Source organism: Pseudomonas sp. 2hn (genome assembly GCF_019646095.1).
Classification (GTDB): Bacteria; Pseudomonadota; Gammaproteobacteria; order Pseudomonadales; family Pseudomonadaceae; genus Aquipseudomonas; species Aquipseudomonas peradeniyensis.
On sequence record NZ_CP081016.1, the window covers coordinates 336799 to 353956 of the forward strand.

Below are 17158 nucleotides of genomic sequence, written 5' to 3' on the forward strand. Positions count from 1 at the left end.
GGGGGCTCAACGACGCTTGAGGTTCATCTTTTCCCGGCCTTCGGCCGGGGTGAGCACGCGAGCACCCATGCGGGTGATGATTTCCGCCGCCCGTTCCACCAACTGGCCGTTGCTGGCCAGCACGCCACGGTCCAGGTACAGGTTGTCTTCCAGCCCCACCCGCACGTTGCCGCCGAGCAGCACGGCCTGGGCGGCCATGGGCATCTGCATGCGACCGATACCGAAACCGGCCCAGGTGACGTCGGCGGGCAGGTTGTCGACCATCGCCTTCATGGTGGTGGTGTCGGCCGGGGCGCCCCAGGGGATGCCCAGGCACAGCTGGAACAGCGGGTCGTCCAGCAGGCCTTCCTTGATCATCTGCTTGGCGAACCACAGGTGGCCGGTGTCGAAGATCTCGAGCTCAGCCTTCACGCCCAGCTCGGTGATGCGCTTGGCGCCCGCGCGCAGCTGGGCCGGGGTGGAGACGTAGATGGCATTGCCGTCGCCGAAATTGAGGGTGCCGCAGTCGAGGGTGCAGATTTCCGGCAGCAGTGCCTCGACGTGGGCCAGACGTTCCAGCGGGCCGATCAGGTCGGTGCCTGGGCCGAACTCCATGGGCGACTCGCCCGGGCCGATCTCCAGGTCGCCGCCCATGCCGGCGGTGAGGTTGACGATGATGTCCACGTCAGCCTCGCGGATGCGCTCCATCACTTCGCGGTACAGGTTGACGTCGCGGCTGAAGCGGCCGGTTTGTGGATCGCGAACGTGGCAGTGGACCACGGTGGCGCCGGCCTTGGCGGCTTCGACGGCGGATTCGGCGATCTGTTTCGGGGTGACCGGGACCAGGTGGCTCTTGGCGACCGTGTCGCCGGCGCCGGTGAGGGCGCAGGTGATGATGACGTCGTGGTTCATGGTGGATTCCTTTTTGTGGCTGTGGGCCGGACCTCTGTAGGAGCGGCCTTGTGCCGCGAAAGGGCCGCAACGCGGCCCCATCAACATCTGCCTGATGCATGAATCCTGGGGGCGCTTCGCACCCCTTTCGCGACACAAGGCCGCTCCTACACCGACCGGGTAGACCTGTCAGTGGACGAGTAGGCGATGAGGTTCTGTCAGTTGGCAGTGAGCTTGAGGTTGTCCGCGGCGGGCTTGCCATCGAAGGTCGTTACCCCCTCGAGCCAGCGGGCCTTGTCCTCGGGGTGGTCCTTGAGCCACTGGCGGGCGGACTCCAGCGCGTCCTTGTGATCGAGCAGCGGCTGCATCATCCGGCTCTCGTCCTCGGCGCTGAAGCTGAGGTTGGCCAGCAGGCGGTGAGCGTTGGGGCAACGTTCGGCATAGTCCGGCGCGGTCACCGTCCACACCGTGGCGCGGCCTTCGTCCGGGCCCAGGGCATCCTGGCTGTCGCCGAGGTAGACCATGTCGATGTTCACGTTCATCGGGTGCGGCGCCCAGCCGAAGAACACCACCGCCTCCTTGCGCCGTACCGCGCGATCCACCGCGGCGAGCATGCCGGCCTCGCTCGACTCGACCAGCTGGAACTTGCCCAGGTCGAACTGGTTCTTGCTGATCATCGCCTTGATCTGGGTATTGGCGCCCGAGCCCGGCTCGATGCCGTAGATCTTGCCGCCCAGTTCCTTCTGGAACTTGTGGATGTCGGCGAACGTCTTCAGGCCCTTGTCGGCCAGGTACTTGGGCACGGCCAGGGTGGCGCGGGCGTCTTCCAGGCTGGGCTTGTCGAGCACCTTGACCTGGTTGGCCTGGATGAACGGGGTGATGGTCTGGGTCATGATCGGGTTCCAGTACCCGAGGAACATGTCCAGGCGCTTGTCGCGGATACCGGCGAAGATGATCTGCTGCGAGGCGCTGGTCTGCTTGGTCTGGTAGCCCAGGCCATCGAGCAGCACCTGGGCCATGGCGCTGGTGGCGATCACATCGGTCCAGTTGACCACGCCCAGGCGCACATCCTTGCAGACGGCGGGTTCGGCGGCGAACAGGGGAGCGGCTACGGTGGTGCTGAGCGCGAGGGACAACAGGCTGCGGCGGATAAAGCGTTGCATGGTGGCTCTCCATCGGCAGTGCATATTGTTATGGGTCCGGCCTCTGCGGGCCGTGAGAACACGCTACGCTGGCGGCAGGGTGGAAAATCGCACCCTGGCGACCAACACTTGCACGGAGGCGACCACCTTTGCGCGGAGCATGCGATGCCGGAAACCATAGACTTTCTGTTGCTACCCGGCTTTTCCGCCATGGGTTTCATCAGTGCCATCGAGCCGCTGCGCGTGGCCAATCGCTTCCGTGGCCCGTTGTACCGCTGGCGCGTGCTGAGCCTGGACGGTGGCGCGGTAGAAGCCAGCAACGGCATGTCGGTGAATGCCGACGGCGCGCTGGGGGAGGGCGGGCAGGGGCGACTGTTGCTGCTGGTGGCCGGCTTCGAGCCACTGGCGTGCTACGGGTCGGCGCTTCAACAGACGCTGCGCCGTCTTGACCGTGAAGGCGTGGTGCTCGGCGGTATCGACACGGGCGCGATGGTGCTGGCCGAGGCCGGTCTGCTCGACGGTCACCGGGCGACCCTGCACTGGGAGGCGCTGGAGGCGTTCAAGGAGCGCTATCCACGCCTGCAGGCGACCCAGGAGCTGTTCGAGATCGACCGCAGGCGCATCACCTGTGCCGGCGGCACGGCCTCCATCGACCTGATGCTCGACCTGATCGCCCAGGCCCACGGCAGCGAGCTGGCGGTGCAGGTTTCCGAGCAGTTCGTGCTCGGGCGAATACGCCCGCGCCAGGACCACCAGCGCATGGAGATCGCCACGCGCTACGGGCTGCGCAACAAGAAGCTGGTGAAGGTGATCGGCGAGATGGAGCGCAATACCGAGCTGCCGCTCAACACCCAGGTGCTGGCCGATGGCGTGCAGGTGACCCGGCGCCAGTTGGAGCGACTGTTTCGCCTGTACCTGGACGACACGCCCAGCGGTTTCTACCTGCGGCTGCGGCTGGACAAGGCCCGCCAGCTGCTGCGCCAGACCGACATGAGCGTGCTGGAGGTGGCGGTGGCGTGCGGGTTCGAGTCGGCGTCGTATTTCACCCGCTGCTATCGGGCGCGGTTCGAGCGGTGTCCGCGGGAGGACAGACGATTGGTCGTGTCATGAAGTGAGCATTCGCGGGGCAAGCCCGCTCCCACGTTATGGACTGGTATCCAGCACTTCATGGCGTGGGAGCGGGCTTGCCCCGCGATAGGGCCGGTCCAGCCGGTCACTGCTGCCCGATCGACTGCAGATACTCCGACCGCTCGTCGCTACGCTGCGCCACGCAGGTGTTCCAGGCCGCCTCGAAGGCCTTGCTCCCAGGCTTTTCGGCCCAGGTCTCGACCTTGCAGTCGGCGTCGCGCAACTGCGCCCACAGCTTTTCGGCGGCCTCCATCTTGCCGCTCAGCGCCGCGGCCTTGTCGCTTTCGTCGGCGTACTGGTCGCGGATGCGTTGCATCAAGTCATCGTAGGCCGCCTTCAGCTCGCGCTCGGCGGTCTGCTTGTTGTAGGCCGCGCAGGCGTACCCCTGCTGGTCGGTCTCGACGTTGTCGCAGGGCGTGCTTTCTTCCTCGGCGGCGTGCGCGGTGCCCGCGACCGCCAGCAGGACCAGCCATGCCATTGATTTCATCCGATTTCTCCTGAACAGGCTGACGAATCGCTGGATTCTCGCTCAGCGCAGGTTCGGGCGATAGCACCCTGACGAAATGTTCATCAAATGGCGTTATCGAGACTCGCTCTCATTGCCGAGGGCCGTGCCAGAGCGTGCCAGGTCGGCCATTGACGCTTTCGGCAAACCCCCTGTCGTTTTTGCATCGGGGCGCCTCGGGCGGCAGGCATATGCTGGCCCCAAAGCGCCGGCACAAGGTTCGGCGCATGCAGACTTCAATAAAAGGGGACAGCCTGATGAGCCCAGCCGAACTTCACGCCGACAGCATCGTCATCGACGGCCTGATCATTGCCAAGTGGAACCGCGAGCTGTTCGAGGACATGCGCAAGGGCGGGCTGACCGCGGCCAACTGCACGGTCTCGGTGTGGGAGGGCTTCAAGGCCACCGTCGACAACATCGCGTCCAGCCAGAAGCTGATCCGCGACAACAGCGACCTGGTGATGCCGGTGCGCACCACCGCCGACATCCGCAAGGCCAAGGAGCTGGGCAAGACCGGCATCCTCTTCGGCTTCCAGAACGCCCATGCGTTCGAGGACCAGATTGCCTATGTCGACGTGTTCAAGCAGCTCGGCGTGGGCATCGTGCAGATGTGCTACAACACCCAGAACCTGGTGGGCACCGGTTGCTACGAGCGTGATGGCGGCCTGTCGGGTTTCGGCCGCGAGATCGTCGCCGAGATGAACCGCGTCGGCATCATGTGCGACCTGTCCCATGTCGGCTCCAAGACCTCCGAGGAAGTCATCCTCGAATCTAAGAAGCCGGTCTGCTATTCCCACTGTCTGCCCTCGGGCCTCAAAGAACACCCGCGCAACAAGTCCGACGCAGAGCTGAAATTCATCGCCGACCACGGCGGCTTCGTCGGCGTGACCATGTTCGCGCCGTTCCTGGCCAAGGGCATCGACTCGACCATCGACGACTACGCCGAGGCCATCGAGTACACCATGAACATCGTCGGCGAGGATGCCATCGGTATCGGTACCGACTTCACCCAGGGCCACGGCCAGGACTTCTTCGAGTACCTGACCCACGACAAGGGCTACGCCCGGCGCCTGACCAACTTCGGCAAGATCATCAACCCGCTGGGCATCCGTACCGTCGGCGAGTTCCCCAACCTGACCGAAACCCTGCTCAAGCGCGGCCATTCCGAACGGGTGGTGCGCAAGATCATGGGCGAAAACTGGGTCAGCATCCTCAAGGATGTGTGGGGCGAATAAAGCCGCTCTCCAAGCCTGAAAGCCCCTGCCAGCAACGCCGGGGCATCCAAACAAAAAAATTTTATGGAGTTGAGTTTCCATGGCCAAGATCGCCCCGCAATTGCCAATCGAAGTCGACAGCGAGACCGGTGTCTGGACCAGCGACGCCCTGCCGATGCTCTACGTGCCACGGCATTTCTTCGTCAACAACCACATGGGCATCGAGGAGGTGCTGGGCGCCGACAAGTACGCCGAGATTCTCTACAAGGCCGGCTACAAGTCTGCCTGGCACTGGTGCGAGAAAGAGGCCGAATGCCATGGCCTGGAAGGCGTGGCGGTGTTCGAGCACTACATGAAGCGCCTGTCCCAGCGTGGCTGGGGCCTGTTCCAGATTCAGGACATCGACCTGGACAAAGGCACCTGCAGCGTCAAGCTCAAGCACTCGGCGTTCGTGTACGTGTATGGCAAGTGCGGCCGCAAGGTCGACTACATGTTCACCGGCTGGTTCGCCGGGGCCATGGACCAGATTCTCGCTGCCCGCGGCAGCTCGATCCGCACCGTGGCCGAACAGGTCTACGGCGGGTCGGAAGAAGGCCACGAAGATGGCCTGTTCGTTACGAAGCCGTTGTAAGCCGGAGATAGCGTCATGGCCTTCGAAGCAATGTTCCAGCCGATCCAGATCGGCAAGCTGACCGTCCGCAACCGTGTGCTCAGCACCGCGCACGCCGAGGTCTACGCCACCGACGGCGGCATGACCACCGACCGCTACGTGAAGTACTACGAAGAGAAGGCCAAGGGCGGCATCGGCCTGGCCATCTGCGGCGGCTCGTCGGTGGTGGCCATCGACAGCCCACAGGAGTGGTGGTCGTCGGTCAACCTGTCTACCGACCGCATCATCCCGCACTTCCAGAACCTCGCCGACGCCATGCACAAGCATGGCGCCAAGATCATGATCCAGATTACCCACATGGGCCGTCGCTCGCGCTGGGACGGCTTCAACTGGCCGACCCTGATGTCGCCGTCGGGTATCCGCGAACCGGTGCACCGCGCCACCTGCAAGACCATCGAGGTGGAAGAGATCTGGCGCGTGATCGGCAACTACGCGCAAGCGGCGCGTCGTGCCAAGGAGGGCGGCCTGGACGGCGTCGAACTGTCGGCCGTGCACCAGCACATGATCGACCAGTTCTGGAGCCCACGGGTCAACAAGCGTACCGACGAGTGGGGCGGCACCTTCGAAGGCCGCATGAAGTTTGGCCTGGAAGTGCTCAAGGCCGTACGCGCCGAGGTCGGTGACGACTTCTGCGTGGGCATGCGCATCTGCGGCGACGAGTTCCATCCCGATGGCCTGAGCCACGAGGACATGAAACAGATCGCCGCCTACTACGACGCCACCGGCATGCTCGATTTCATCGGCGTGGTCGGCTCGGGCTGTGACACCCACAACACCCTGGCCAACGTCATCCCCAACATGAGCTACCCGCCGGAGCCGTTCCTGCACCTGGCGGCCGGCATCAAGGAAGTGGTCAAGGTCCCGGTACTGCACGCGCAGAACATCAAGGACCCGAACCAGGCCACGCGCATCCTCGAAGGCGGCTATGTCGACATGGTCGGCATGACCCGCGCGCACATCGCCGACCCGCACCTGATCGCCAAGATCAAGATGGGCCAGATCGACCAGATCAAGCAGTGCGTCGGCGCCAACTACTGCATCGACCGCCAGTACCAGGGCCTGGACGTGCTGTGCATCCAGAATGCCGCGACTTCCCGTGAATACATGGGCGTGCCGCACATCATCGAGAAGACCACCGGCGCCAAACGCAAGGTGGTGGTAGTGGGCGCCGGCCCGGCCGGCATGGAAGCGGCCCGCGTGGCTGCCGAGCGTGGCCACGACGTGACCCTGTTCGAGAAGAAGGACCAGATCGGCGGGCAGATCACCATCGCCGCCAAGGCGCCGCAACGCGACCAGATTGCCGGTATCACCCGCTGGTACCAGCTGGAGCTGGCGCGCCTGAAGGTCGACCTGCGCCTTGGCACCGCGGCCGACGTGGCGACCATCCAGGACCTGCGCCCGGAAATCATCGTGCTGGCGGTGGGTGGGCATTCGTTCCTTGAGCAGAACGAGCACTGGGGCGCCGCCGAAGGGCTGGTGGTCAGCAGCTGGGACGTGCTCGATGGCAAGGTGGCACCGGGCAAGAACGTGCTGGTGTACGACACCATCTGTGAATTCACCGGTATGTCGGTGGCGGACTTCATCGCCGACAAGGGCAGTCAGGTCGAGATCGTCACCGACGACATCAAGCCGGGCGTGGCCATGGGCGGTACCAGCTTCCCGACCTACTACCGCAGCATCTACCCGAAAGAAGTGATCATGACCGGCGACATGATGCTGGAAAAGGTCTACCGCGAGGGTGACAAGCTGGTGGCGGTGCTGGAGAACGAATACACCGGCGCCAAGGAAGAGCGCGTGGTCGACCAGGTGGTGGTGGAGAACGGCGTGCGCCCTGACGAGCAGCTGTACTACGCGCTCAAGGAAGGCTCGCGCAACAAGGGCCAGATCGACGTGGAGGCGTTGTTCGCCATCAAGCCGCAGCCGATCCTCAGCCAGCCGGGCGAGGGCTACTTGCTATACCGCATCGGCGACTGCGTGGCCCAGCGCAACGTACATGCGGCGATCTATGACGCCTTGCGCTTGTGCAAGGACTTCTGATCGCACCGCCTCTCTAGGGGCGGGATTGGCCCCCTGTAGGAGCGGCCTTGCGTCGCGAAAGGGGCGCGAAGCGACCCCGGGATCTGTGCATCACTGCTGAGCCCCTGGGGCTGCTGCGCAGCCCTTTCGCGACACAAGGCCGCTCCTACAGGGGTCGGTGCCGCCCATGAGAGCGGCGCAAGAATCCAGCTGTTGTGGGAGCCTCCCATGTTGAACACCCTCTTACCCATCCTGCTGTTCACCGCCCTCGGCCTGGCGGTGCTCGGCGCCCTGCGCCGGGTGCGCATGTGGCGGCGCGGGCGGCCGAGCAAGGTCGACCTGATCAAAGGTCTGCTGGCCATGCCACGGCGCTACCTGGTGGACCTGCACCATGTGGTCGAGCGCGACAAGTACATGTCCAAGACCCACGTGGCCACCGCTGGCGGCTTCGTACTGTCGGCCGTCCTGGCGATCCTGGTGCACGGCTTCGGCCTGCACAGCAAGATCCTCGGCTACGCCCTGCTGGTGGCCACGGTGATCATGTTCACTGGCGCGCTCTTCGTCTTCAAACGCCGGCTCAATCCGCCCTCGCGGCTGTCCAAGGGCCCATGGATGCGCCTGCCGAAAAGTCTGCTGATGTTCGCGGCGAGCTTCTTCATCGCCACGCTGCCGGTTGCTGGCATCCTGCCGGAAGGTACTGGCGGCTGGGTGCTGGTCGCCTTGCTGGGTGTCGGTGTGCTGTGGGGCGTGTCCGAGCTGTTCTTCGGCATGACCTGGGGCGGCCCGATGAAGCACGCCTTCGCCGGCGCCCTGCACCTGGCCTGGCACCGCCGCGCCGAGCGCTTCGGCGGTGGCCGTTCCACCGGCCTCAAGCCGCTGGACCTCGAAGACCCCAACGCGCCGCTGGGCGTGGAGAAACCGGTCGATTTCACTTGGAACCAGCTGCTTGGCTTCGACGCCTGCGTGCAGTGCGGCAAGTGCGAGGCCATGTGCCCGGCGTTCGCCGCCGGCCAGCCGCTGAACCCGAAAAAGCTGATCCAGGACATGGTCATCGGCCTGGCCGGTGGCACCGACGCGCAGTTCGCCGGCAGCCCTTACCCGGGCAAGCCGGTCGGCGAGCATGGCGGCCATCCGCACCAGCCGATCGTCAACGGCCTGGTGGATGCCGAGACGCTGTGGTCGTGCACCACCTGCCGCGCCTGCGTCGAGGAGTGCCCGATGATGATCGAGCATGTCGATGCCATCGTCGACATGCGTCGCCACCTGACCCTGGAAAAGGGCGCCACGCCGAACAAGGGCGCCGAGGTGCTGGACAATCTGATCGCCACCGACAACCCTGGCGGTTTCGCCCCGGGCGGGCGGATGAACTGGGCGGCCGACCTCAACCTGAAACTGCTGTCCGAGGTGAAGCGCACCGAGGTGCTGTTCTGGGTCGGCGACGGCGCCTTCGACATGCGCAACCAACGCACCCTGCGCGCGTTCGTCAAAGTGCTCAAGGCCTCGGGCGTGGACTTCGCCGTGCTCGGCCTTGAGGAGCGAGACAGCGGTGACGTGGCCCGGCGCCTGGGCGACGAGGCGACCTTCCAGCAACTGGCCAAGCGCAATATCCAGACCCTGGGCAAATACGGCTTCCAGCGCATCGTCACCTGCGATCCGCACAGCTTCCATGTGCTGAAGAACGAATACGGCGCCCTGGGCGGCGAGTACCAGGTGCAACACCACAGCACCTACATTGCCGAGCTGATCGCCGCGAACAAGCTCAACCTCGGCCAGCACAAGGGCGGCAGCGTCACCTACCACGACCCGTGCTACCTGGGCCGTTACAACGGTGAATACGAAGCCCCGCGCGAAGTGCTCAAGGCGCTGGGTATCGAAGTGCGCGAGATGCAGCGCTCGGGCTTCCGTTCCCGTTGCTGCGGCGGTGGTGGCGGTGCGCCGATCACCGACATCCCCGGCAAGCAGCGTATTCCCGATATGCGCATGGACGATATCCGCGAGACCGAGGCCGAGCTGGTGGCGGTGGGTTGTCCACAGTGCACGGCAATGCTCGAAGGCGTGGTCGAGCCGCGTCCGCAGATCAAGGACCTGGCCGAGCTGGTCGCCGATGTGCTGATCGAAGACGAAGCCCCTGCAACCCCGAAGTCGCAGGCTGCCAAACGTGAACCTGCGGAGGTGCACTGATGAGCGAGATCATCCGCCGCGACCCACGCGCCGAGTGGATCGCCCGTAACCGCCTGCATCCGCTGCACGCTGCGATGCAGACGCAACAGACGAGCTGGATGGGCCCCCACGGCATCATCCGCAAGAACCCGCACGCGATCGCCGCCGGCTTCATCGGCCCCAGCGGCCTCAAGCGCATCGACCGCAGCGGCGCCCAGCAGGGCACCGGTGTCGGCGGGCGGCGCAGCGCGGCGGCCGAAGTGCAGTTGCCGCTGCATCAAGTGGTTGAGCCTGCCTTCTACATCGCCGTGGTGCCCGACATGGTCGGTGGCCGCCTGGGCAGCCACGACCGCGACCTGCTGGGCCTTGCCCACAGCCTTGCCGGCAGCGACGGCGCGGTGCTGGCCATCGTCTTTGGCGAGCACAAGGAAAGCAACTTTTCCACAGCCGGCGTCGACCGGCTGCTGGTCATCGAGGGCGAGGCCTTCGCTGGTTATGCACCGGAGCAACTGGTGCAGGGCTTGCGGGCTGTGGATAACCAGTTCGCGCCGCGCCACTGGCTGTTGCCCGACAGCCGTACTGGCGGCGGCGAACTGGGCCGCCGCCTGGCCGCCGCACTGGGCGAGCGCCCGGCGACGCGGGTGTGGCAGATCAAGGATGGCCAGTGCATCGGCCGTGCCGGTGCCGGCCAGCAGGATATCCAGCGTAGCGTGCCGCGGTTGATCCTGGCCGCCGCCGAATGCGCCGAACCGGTCAGCGAAACCCGTCACGAAGCGCTGCCGGTGGAGTTGTCCACAGGCGTGGCGCGCAGCCTGTCGCGTATCGAAGACCTGGGCTCGGTGGCCGTGGACCCGGCCGCCATCGCCATGGCCGAGGCCGAGTTCATCGTCTCCGGCGGCAACGGCGTCAAGGACTGGGACCTGTACCACCGGGCCACGGCGGCCCTCGGCGCCACCGAGGGCGCCTCGCGGGTGGCGGTGGACGACGGCTTCATGCCGCGCAACCGCCAGGTCGGCGCCACCGGCACCTGGGTCACGGCGCGGGTCTACGTGGCTGTGGGTATCTCCGGCGCCATCCAGCACCTGCAGGGCATCGGCGCCTGCGACAAGGTGGTGGCGATCAACATGGACCCAGGCTGCGACATGATCAAGCGGGCCGACCTGTCGGTGATTGGCGACAGCTCGGCGATTCTCAAGGCACTGATCGAGGCTGTGGACAACTTCCGCAGCGGCGGCCAGCGCGACGCGGCATAGGGGCAGCGAGCATGAGTATTAAAGTCATCAGCCTGGTCTCGATCGGCGCTCACCCCAGCTCCGGCCGCGCCCGCCGCGCCGAGCAGGATGCCCGCGCCGTGGAACTGGGCCTGCAGCTGGCTGGGGATAACTTGCAGGTGGTTCATGCCGGCGATCCTCGCGAAGAGGCGCTGCGTGCCTATCTGGGCATGGGGCTGGATCACTTGGATGTGCTGGAACAGCCTGTTGGCGCCGATGTGTTGGGTGTGCTCGGCGACTATCTGCGTGACGCGGGCGCCCAGCTGGTGCTGACCGGCAGCCAGGCGGAAACCGGCGAAGGCTCGGGGATGCTGCCATTCCTGCTGGCCGAGAAGCTGGGCTGGCCGCTGGTGGTGGGGCTGGCCGAGGTCGAATCCATCGACAACGGCACCGCCCAGGTGCTGCAAGCCTTGCCAAGGGGCCAACGGCGTCGCCTGAAAGTGCGCCTGCCGTTGCTGGCGACTGTGGATAACGCTGCGCCCAAGCCTCGGCAGTCGGCGTTCGGCCCGGCCCGGCGTGGTGTGCTGGCGGCGCGCAACGTGGCGCTGATCGAGGATCCGCTGCTGGCCGACGATGCCCTGCAACCGGCCAGGCCAAGGCCCAAGCGTCTCAAGGTGATCAAGGCCAAGAGTGGTGCGGACCGCATGAAAGCCGCCACGGCCAAGGCCAGTGGCGGGGGCGGCAAGGTGCTCAAGGATGTGTCGCCACAGGAGGGCGCCGAGGCGATTCTGAAGTTGCTGGTGGAGGAGGGTGTCCTGCGCTGACAGGCGGTAACCACGATCCACAAGCTCATAACGTCTAATGAAGGTGTCCAAAATCATTGGGCCAGTTCACACCTTTCCGTGTGGGAGCAACTGCCCCACAGTTACAGCGCTTGGTGTCAAAGCGGCGCGTATCCTGTGGGAGCAACTGTCTTGCTCAGTTTTTATAATCTGGCGCGATCCCTGTGGGAGATCGCCCAGCCCTCCGGGCTACGCTGTCGCGCAGGGAACAGAATTCCAGCGTGGGAGCGGGCTTGCCCCGCGATCACCGGCGTAGCCGGTGCCATCCACCACGCCGCCGGCTTCGCGGGTAAACCCGCTCCCACAGGGGGCCACTGTTTGCGCTCCGCCATAGCCGTGCTGATCCCTGTGCATAACTATCCTCGGAATCCAGCACGACCGACATCGACTCGAACCCGCTCCATCACTTGCCCACTGAATCTGTTTGCCAGGCTGTGTATAAAATGTTCGTGAATTGCCAGAGCCATTGAAATTAAAGGCCTACAGAGGATAGATCAAAAAATGCTCAGTTCGGTGAAAGGCACAACCCAACCGTAGTGCCAGTTACCTGCGAAGTTGCTCACAATCGCTGTTGGTGGCCCTGTGGACAACATGTTTGGATTTGTCTACAGGCGCTGATTTCATTGGGCTAGAACATAGTGCCTGTTTTTTGATCAATCCTTCGTGAGTGTGGCGAAGGTCTGGCAATAAAAGAGCTTTATGACGCTATCCACAGGCCTGCAAGATTTTGGGTCACCCTTATCAACATCCTCTGTTGGTCCATCTGTGGAAAACGTGTTCGGTGTTGTCTCAATCCCTTGCACTCAAAGGCTTGCAGGTTGTTGGTTGTTTTTTGACCAATACAGATATCTCCGTCACTCGAACTACGCCTTCCAATCAACTTGAGGGGCTGTGGATAAAAGCACCTCGGCCAGGCGCTGCCCGCCATGGAGACCTGGCATTTTTGTCAGTTATCACAGCACAACGGCAATGCTAGCTTGATGCCAATCAGCCCATAGAGCACAAGCACATGGCCAGGAACAGTTTGCTCGCCGCAGACAGGCTGCAAAGCCCACAGTCAACAATGACTTCGACTGGCCGGACACCGGTCGCCTACACACCCTATGGCTTGCGCCCCGCGCCGAAAGGGGCATCGATAACGGGGTTCACTGGCCAACTGCGAGAGGTCGAGTTGGGCTGTTACTTGCTGGGTAATGGCCATCGTGCTTTTAGCCCGTCATTGATGCGGTTCTTTTCTGCTGATGTGTTGAGTCCGTTTGGGCTCGGTGGTGTGAATTGCTATGCCTACTGTCACGGTGACCCTATCAATAGGGTAGACCCTACGGGCCAATATGAGGGCTGGTTTGCGCACCAGGTCACAATGACTGCAAATGGATTAGTTTTAGGACAGGTAGGGCTGGCAATTGCTAATCAATATATGGAGACAGGAACAATTAGTTATGGTACAGGTGCGCGGTGGGGTATAGCGGGAGCTACTGCAGCGTGGGGTTTCGCCGCTGGAGTTCATCAGCGCAATAATGGCGATGAAGGAAGTGTCGTGGCGGACGTGACGACAGTTTTAGCCCCGGCAATAGCTTTCGGTGATGAACTCTATCGATTTGGGAGGAATGTTTATCGCCGGGTGAGGGATCGTGTAGCGGCTCGCTTTAATACGCCACCTGGATCCCCAAATACGGTAATAACCAGTGAGGTGAATAGACGGGATCCAAATAACGCAGAGCACAGGGCGAATACGGTTCAAGAGGCTGTGGAGCTTAATAGGCAGTTACTTGCACAACAAGATGGAGAGGAAGTTAATTACTTCCAGTTTCCTGAGGTAGGAGGTGGTGGGCAATTAAATGCTAGCGCCCCTCAAGAGGTACAGGCTTCAATCAGGGGATAGGCGTTTGTTAGTCTGCTAAATATGTAGGTGGCCTGTTGTTCTGAGTATGGAGGTATAGCATGCGGGCATCGATTATCTTGGGGGGCGACCATCAGTTGAGTAAAGTGATAGCCCTCACTCAAGGAGCGTTGCAATGTATACCTTATACGCCCTATGGCTTTAGCCGCCCACAGGGTGGGGCGATGGTAATTGGCTTTACAGGGCAATACTTTGATAGTTGCTTGGAAGGATATTTGCTGGGTAATGGTTATCGCGTGTATAGCCCATGGCTGATGCGCTTCAAGTCCCCGGATCGAGTAAGTCCATTCGGACGAGGGGGGATCAACGCCTATGCATACTGTGGGGGGGATCCTGTTAACTGGCAAGACCATTCTGGGAATCAAAAAAGCAGGGCGGTGTCTATGATTGACCTGAGTTTGTCTGGGGACTTATCAGGTAATTTTGTTGATGCGCTTCGAAAAGTTATTTCGTATGCCGAGTCCTTCCTGGATTCATTAGCCTACCGTCAGCGTAATTTGGAGGGTAGGGCTGGGGATGCAGAATATTTTCTTGATCGGGCTAGGAAGGATAAAAAGCCATATACAGCTGAGCATCTTGAACTTTTACAGCAGCTTCCGCAATTGTTGATGGGTAGTGTGAAAATTGAGCGCAAAAAATCCAGGGTTGAAGGTGGTATAAAAAAGCTTACTGGTTTGGTTAGCAGTATTGAGGTTGGGAGGTTCGAAGAGCCTCTGCAAGATAGTGGTATGATTCCAATCGTAATAGGGGATGAGCACGATGATTCAAATCATTTAATGCCTGATGAGCGTCGTCGATTAGGCACTTGGCCTTCATCTGAGATGGGCCGTTTTAGGCAGTAATTTTCGAATGGGTATCTTGATTGATTTTAGGCTGCATGAGCGAAGACGGTTTACTGAAGATAATGGTAAGGGAGTGCGAATGAACTCCTCCTAGACATTATGGCTTAAATACCTGTGCTTTCGTACTTACCTTCTTGGCAGATGCGAGCAATCAGGTAACCTAAGATAGTATCAGGGCCACTCTCCACACCCTATTGATACATTGCGCACAACCACCACAGGACATGGTGCATCAAATGGCTCTATTGGCAAGCGATAGACTGCAGAGCCCTCTCCTAGTTCAGCGGTCCACCGACAGGATAGCAGCAGCCTACACACCTTATGGACAACGAGCGCCAGCCTCGTTCCCCACGGCATTGGGCTTCACCGGCCAGCCTTTCGAGCAAGCCCTGGATGGCTACGTGCTGGGCAGTTATCGCGTCTACAGCACCAGGCTCATGCGCTTTCTCAGTGCGGATTCGTGGAGCCCCTTTGGCGGAGGGGGGCTCAATGCTTATTGCTACTGTAGGGGCAATCCGGTCGACCGGCGTGATCCGACAGGTCATATTGTCGTTGAACCTTACACTGCGGCCAAAGCCGGCTTCTTTATCACCACCAATGCAGTTTCACTTGGCGCGACGCTCATGAGCCCGCCCCCGCAAGACAGGTTGGGTGGCGCGCTGAACAGGGTGGCGATCACCGCTCCGCTCCTGGCATTCGTAGCGCAGGTGGGGAATGCGCTTGGAGTACATGGCGCAGACTTGATGGTTGCGGCGTCAACTGCCACTGGCGCCACAGCTACCGCTGGGAAGGCAATAGTGAGTGCTCTTGCACCCGGTGCTGAGCCAGCAAAAAATGTAAATGCAAACGTGAGGGCTTACTTCCGTGGAGTCAATGAACCATCTGTGGATGTAGAGTCTGGAGGTGCAGCTTTGATTAACCCTCCACCCTCCACCAGAGAACAAGGGCCTCAAACTATTGACCCCGAAGGTGGTGTTCGACCGCGAGCCAATACTGGGTCTGGTCTTCGGCGAAGAAGGTTCGGGGTTGTCGCACAACCTAATCTAGGCCATGTGTTTGGAGGAGGCCTGGATGGTGCTTCCCCACCTAGAAGCCCCCAAAACAAAATGCATGAAACACGCGACCTGAGCGATTGATATGAGTGACCAGGTGTAAACCCGCTCCACTCAAAGGGCCGCAATGCGGCCCTTTGAGACAAGTAGTCGACTGTACCCTTCTACTACCTCATTGAGCCTGCACTTCCTTCAAATAAGCCGCCGGCGCGGCCCCCAGATTGTTCAACAACCGCTGGCTATACCAGTCGATGAAGTTCACCACCCCAAACTCATAGGTTTTCGAGTAAGGCCCCGGCTGATACGCCGTGGAGTTGATGCCGCGCTGGTTCTCCTCCGCCAGCCGCCGATCCTGGTCGTTGGTGGCGTCCCACACCTTGCGCATGTCCTCGGGGTTGTAATCGACGCCTTCCACCGCATCCTTGTGCACCAGCCATTTGGTGGTGACCATGGTCTCCTGGGCGCTGATCGGCCACACGGTGAACACGATCATGTGGTCGCCCATGCAGTGGTTCCACGAATGCGGCAGGTGCAGGATGCGCATCGAGCCGAGGTCCGGGTTCTTGATGCGGCCCATCAGCTTCTGGCAGGCCTGCTTGCCGTCCATGGTCATCGACACGGTGCCCTTGAGCAGCGGCATGCGCACGATGCGGTTACGCAGGCCGTGGCTCTTGTGCAGGTATGGAATCTTCTCGGCTTCCCAGGCGGCGGCCGAGGCGGCGACGTGGTCCTTGAATTCCTGGCTGGCGCGGGGGTCGTTGGTGTCGTCCCACTCCAGCAGCGTCTTCAAAAGCTCCGGGTGCGAACCGCTGCAGTGGTAGCACTCGCGGTTGTTCTCCAGCACCAGTTTCCAGTTGGCCTTCTCCATCAAGGTGGTCTGCACCGCCACCTTGGTGTTCTCCATGTCGTAGGGTTCCATGTAGTGGTCCAGCGTTGCCAGGAACTCGTCGATGGCCGGCGGGTTCTCGGCCAGGCTGATGAAGATGTAGCCGCCGGCCACTTTCACGTTCACAGGCTTGAGGCCGTACTGGTTCATGTCGAAGTCGGCGCCCATCTCGGTGCCGGCGAACAGCAGACGGCCGTCGAGTTCGTAGGTCCACTGGTGGTAGTGGCAGACCAGCTTGGCCACCTTGCCTTTGTCGCTGACGCACAGGCGCGAACCGCGGTGGCGGCAGACGTTGTGGAAGGCATGCACCTTACCTTCGGCACCGCGAATCACGATGATCGGGTTCTTGCCGATCTGCAGGGTGATGTAGTTGCCCTTGGTCGGGATCTCGCAAACCATGCCGGCGATCAGCCACTCCTTGTGGAAGATCTCCTGCATGTCGATCTGGAACAGGCGCTCGTCGCAGTAGAACGGTTGCGGCAGCGAGTAGGTGCGCTCGCGGGTCTGCAGCATCTCGGCGGTAGCCTTGCGTGCAGGTTCCAGTGGATCGCCCAGGCTCAGGGTTGCGGTGACGTCCATCGTGTGGTCCTCGGGGCCGCGTGCGGCCGGCTGAAGTGGCTAATCGTTGTTGTAGTGCCGCAAGGCTGTTGTTCGCGATAAACAGCGTGTTGTTTTGCCGAGGAGTGTGCGTCCGGGCCGGGAAAGGACCATATCCACGGG

Annotated in this window: 14 protein-coding genes; 10 read left to right on the top strand and 4 right to left on the bottom strand. The window is 62.1% G+C overall.

The genetic code is table 11. The annotated features are described in order from the left end of the window. Positions 1-6: 6 nt before the first annotated feature. The gene (locus tag K2O50_RS01610; RefSeq protein WP_050703418.1) at positions 7-891 is read right to left on the bottom strand and encodes a 3-keto-5-aminohexanoate cleavage protein; all 885 of its coding nucleotides are present in this window, start codon (positions 889-891) and stop codon (positions 7-9) included. 197 nt (positions 892-1088) lie between these two features. Continuing rightward, positions 1089-2033 carry a choline ABC transporter substrate-binding protein gene (gene choX, locus K2O50_RS01615; RefSeq protein ID WP_050703419.1) on the bottom strand — a complete coding sequence of 315 codons (945 nt, stop codon included), beginning with the start codon at positions 2031-2033 and terminating at the stop codon, positions 1089-1091. Between the two features lie 144 nt (positions 2034-2177). Here choX and K2O50_RS01620 point away from each other — a divergent pair, with 144 nt between their 5' ends. Next, positions 2178-3122, top strand: coding sequence for a GlxA family transcriptional regulator (locus K2O50_RS01620; RefSeq protein WP_220689964.1), 945 nt, complete (start codon positions 2178-2180; stop codon positions 3120-3122). 103 nt (positions 3123-3225) lie between these two features. Here K2O50_RS01620 and K2O50_RS01625 read toward each other — a convergent pair whose 3' ends face one another. After that, positions 3226-3627, bottom strand: a complete 402-nt coding sequence (locus K2O50_RS01625) for a lysozyme inhibitor LprI family protein (RefSeq protein WP_050703427.1) — start codon at positions 3625-3627, stop codon at positions 3226-3228. 275 nt (positions 3628-3902) lie between these two features. Between K2O50_RS01625 and K2O50_RS01630 the strand changes: the two genes are divergently transcribed. The 9 genes from K2O50_RS01630 (at position 3903) to K2O50_RS01670 (ending at position 15636) form a co-directional block, all read left to right on the top strand. Further along, positions 3903-4880: a dipeptidase gene (locus K2O50_RS01630; RefSeq protein ID WP_050703428.1), complete on the top strand. Its 978-nt coding sequence runs from the start codon at positions 3903-3905 to the stop codon at positions 4878-4880. Between the two features lie 79 nt (positions 4881-4959). Then, positions 4960-5490, top strand: coding sequence for a DUF5943 domain-containing protein (locus tag K2O50_RS01635; RefSeq protein ID WP_028688448.1), 531 nt, complete (start codon positions 4960-4962; stop codon positions 5488-5490). 15 nt (positions 5491-5505) lie between these two features. Beyond that, complete coding sequence (gene dgcA / locus K2O50_RS01640) at positions 5506-7566, top strand: dimethylglycine demethylation protein DgcA (protein ID WP_050703429.1); 2061 nt, start codon at positions 5506-5508, stop codon at positions 7564-7566. A gap of 207 nt (positions 7567-7773) precedes the next feature. Beyond that, positions 7774-9726, top strand: a complete 1953-nt coding sequence (gene dgcB / locus K2O50_RS01645; RefSeq protein ID WP_050703430.1) for a dimethylglycine demethylation protein DgcB — start codon at positions 7774-7776, stop codon at positions 9724-9726. After that, the gene (locus K2O50_RS01650) at positions 9726-10958 is read left to right on the top strand and encodes an electron transfer flavoprotein subunit alpha/FixB family protein (protein ID WP_050703431.1); all 1233 of its coding nucleotides are present in this window, start codon (positions 9726-9728) and stop codon (positions 10956-10958) included. The genes dgcB and K2O50_RS01650 overlap by 1 nt, the downstream gene beginning before the upstream one ends. Positions 10959-10969: 11 nt before the next feature. After that, positions 10970-11740: an electron transfer flavoprotein subunit beta gene (locus K2O50_RS01655; RefSeq protein ID WP_050703432.1), complete on the top strand. Its 771-nt coding sequence runs from the start codon at positions 10970-10972 to the stop codon at positions 11738-11740. A 1081-nt stretch (positions 11741-12821) separates the two neighbouring features. Then, positions 12822-13640 (top strand): RHS repeat-associated core domain-containing protein, encoded by an 819-nt coding sequence (locus K2O50_RS01660; protein ID WP_256205954.1) that lies wholly within the window; start codon positions 12822-12824, stop codon positions 13638-13640. A 59-nt stretch (positions 13641-13699) separates the two neighbouring features. Continuing rightward, a complete protein-coding gene (locus K2O50_RS01665; RefSeq protein WP_082337605.1) occupies positions 13700-14500 on the top strand; it encodes an RHS repeat-associated core domain-containing protein in 801 nt (266 codons plus the stop codon). Positions 14501-14736: 236 nt separating this feature from the next. Further along, on the top strand, positions 14737-15636 hold the full coding sequence (locus K2O50_RS01670; RefSeq protein ID WP_256205953.1) for an RHS repeat-associated core domain-containing protein: 900 nt from the start codon (positions 14737-14739) through the stop codon (positions 15634-15636). 88 nt (positions 15637-15724) lie between these two features. On the opposite strand, the gene gbcA is transcribed toward K2O50_RS01670, so the two are convergent. Further along, positions 15725-17017: a glycine-betaine demethylase subunit GbcA gene (gene gbcA / locus K2O50_RS01675; RefSeq protein WP_050703433.1), complete on the bottom strand. Its 1293-nt coding sequence runs from the start codon at positions 17015-17017 to the stop codon at positions 15725-15727. Between the last annotated feature and the right edge of the window lie 141 nt (positions 17018-17158).

Excerpts from the sequence above, each read along its gene's own strand:
- K2O50_RS01670 (WP_256205953.1), top strand. The coding sequence starts at position 14,737 with ATGGCTCTATTGGCAAGCGATAGACTGCAGAGCCCTCTCCTAGTTCAG.
- K2O50_RS01630 (WP_050703428.1), top strand. The coding sequence starts at position 3,903 with ATGAGCCCAGCCGAACTTCACGCCGACAGCATCGTCATCGACGGCCTG.
- K2O50_RS01635 (WP_028688448.1), top strand. The coding sequence starts at position 4,960 with ATGGCCAAGATCGCCCCGCAATTGCCAATCGAAGTCGACAGCGAGACC.
- K2O50_RS01650 (WP_050703431.1), top strand. The coding sequence starts at position 9,726 with ATGAGCGAGATCATCCGCCGCGACCCACGCGCCGAGTGGATCGCCCGT.
- choX (WP_050703419.1), bottom strand. The coding sequence starts at position 2,033 with ATGCAACGCTTTATCCGCCGCAGCCTGTTGTCCCTCGCGCTCAGCACC.
- K2O50_RS01610 (WP_050703418.1), bottom strand. The coding sequence starts at position 891 with ATGAACCACGACGTCATCATCACCTGCGCCCTCACCGGCGCCGGCGAC.
- K2O50_RS01655 (WP_050703432.1), top strand. The coding sequence starts at position 10,970 with ATGAGTATTAAAGTCATCAGCCTGGTCTCGATCGGCGCTCACCCCAGC.
- K2O50_RS01660 (WP_256205954.1), top strand. The coding sequence starts at position 12,822 with ATGACTTCGACTGGCCGGACACCGGTCGCCTACACACCCTATGGCTTG.
- gbcA (WP_050703433.1), bottom strand. The coding sequence starts at position 17,017 with ATGGACGTCACCGCAACCCTGAGCCTGGGCGATCCACTGGAACCTGCA.
- K2O50_RS01665 (WP_082337605.1), top strand. The coding sequence starts at position 13,700 with ATGCGGGCATCGATTATCTTGGGGGGCGACCATCAGTTGAGTAAAGTG.
- dgcB (WP_050703430.1), top strand. The coding sequence starts at position 7,774 with ATGTTGAACACCCTCTTACCCATCCTGCTGTTCACCGCCCTCGGCCTG.
- K2O50_RS01625 (WP_050703427.1), bottom strand. The coding sequence starts at position 3,627 with ATGAAATCAATGGCATGGCTGGTCCTGCTGGCGGTCGCGGGCACCGCG.
- K2O50_RS01620 (WP_220689964.1), top strand. The coding sequence starts at position 2,178 with ATGCCGGAAACCATAGACTTTCTGTTGCTACCCGGCTTTTCCGCCATG.
- dgcA (WP_050703429.1), top strand. The coding sequence starts at position 5,506 with ATGGCCTTCGAAGCAATGTTCCAGCCGATCCAGATCGGCAAGCTGACC.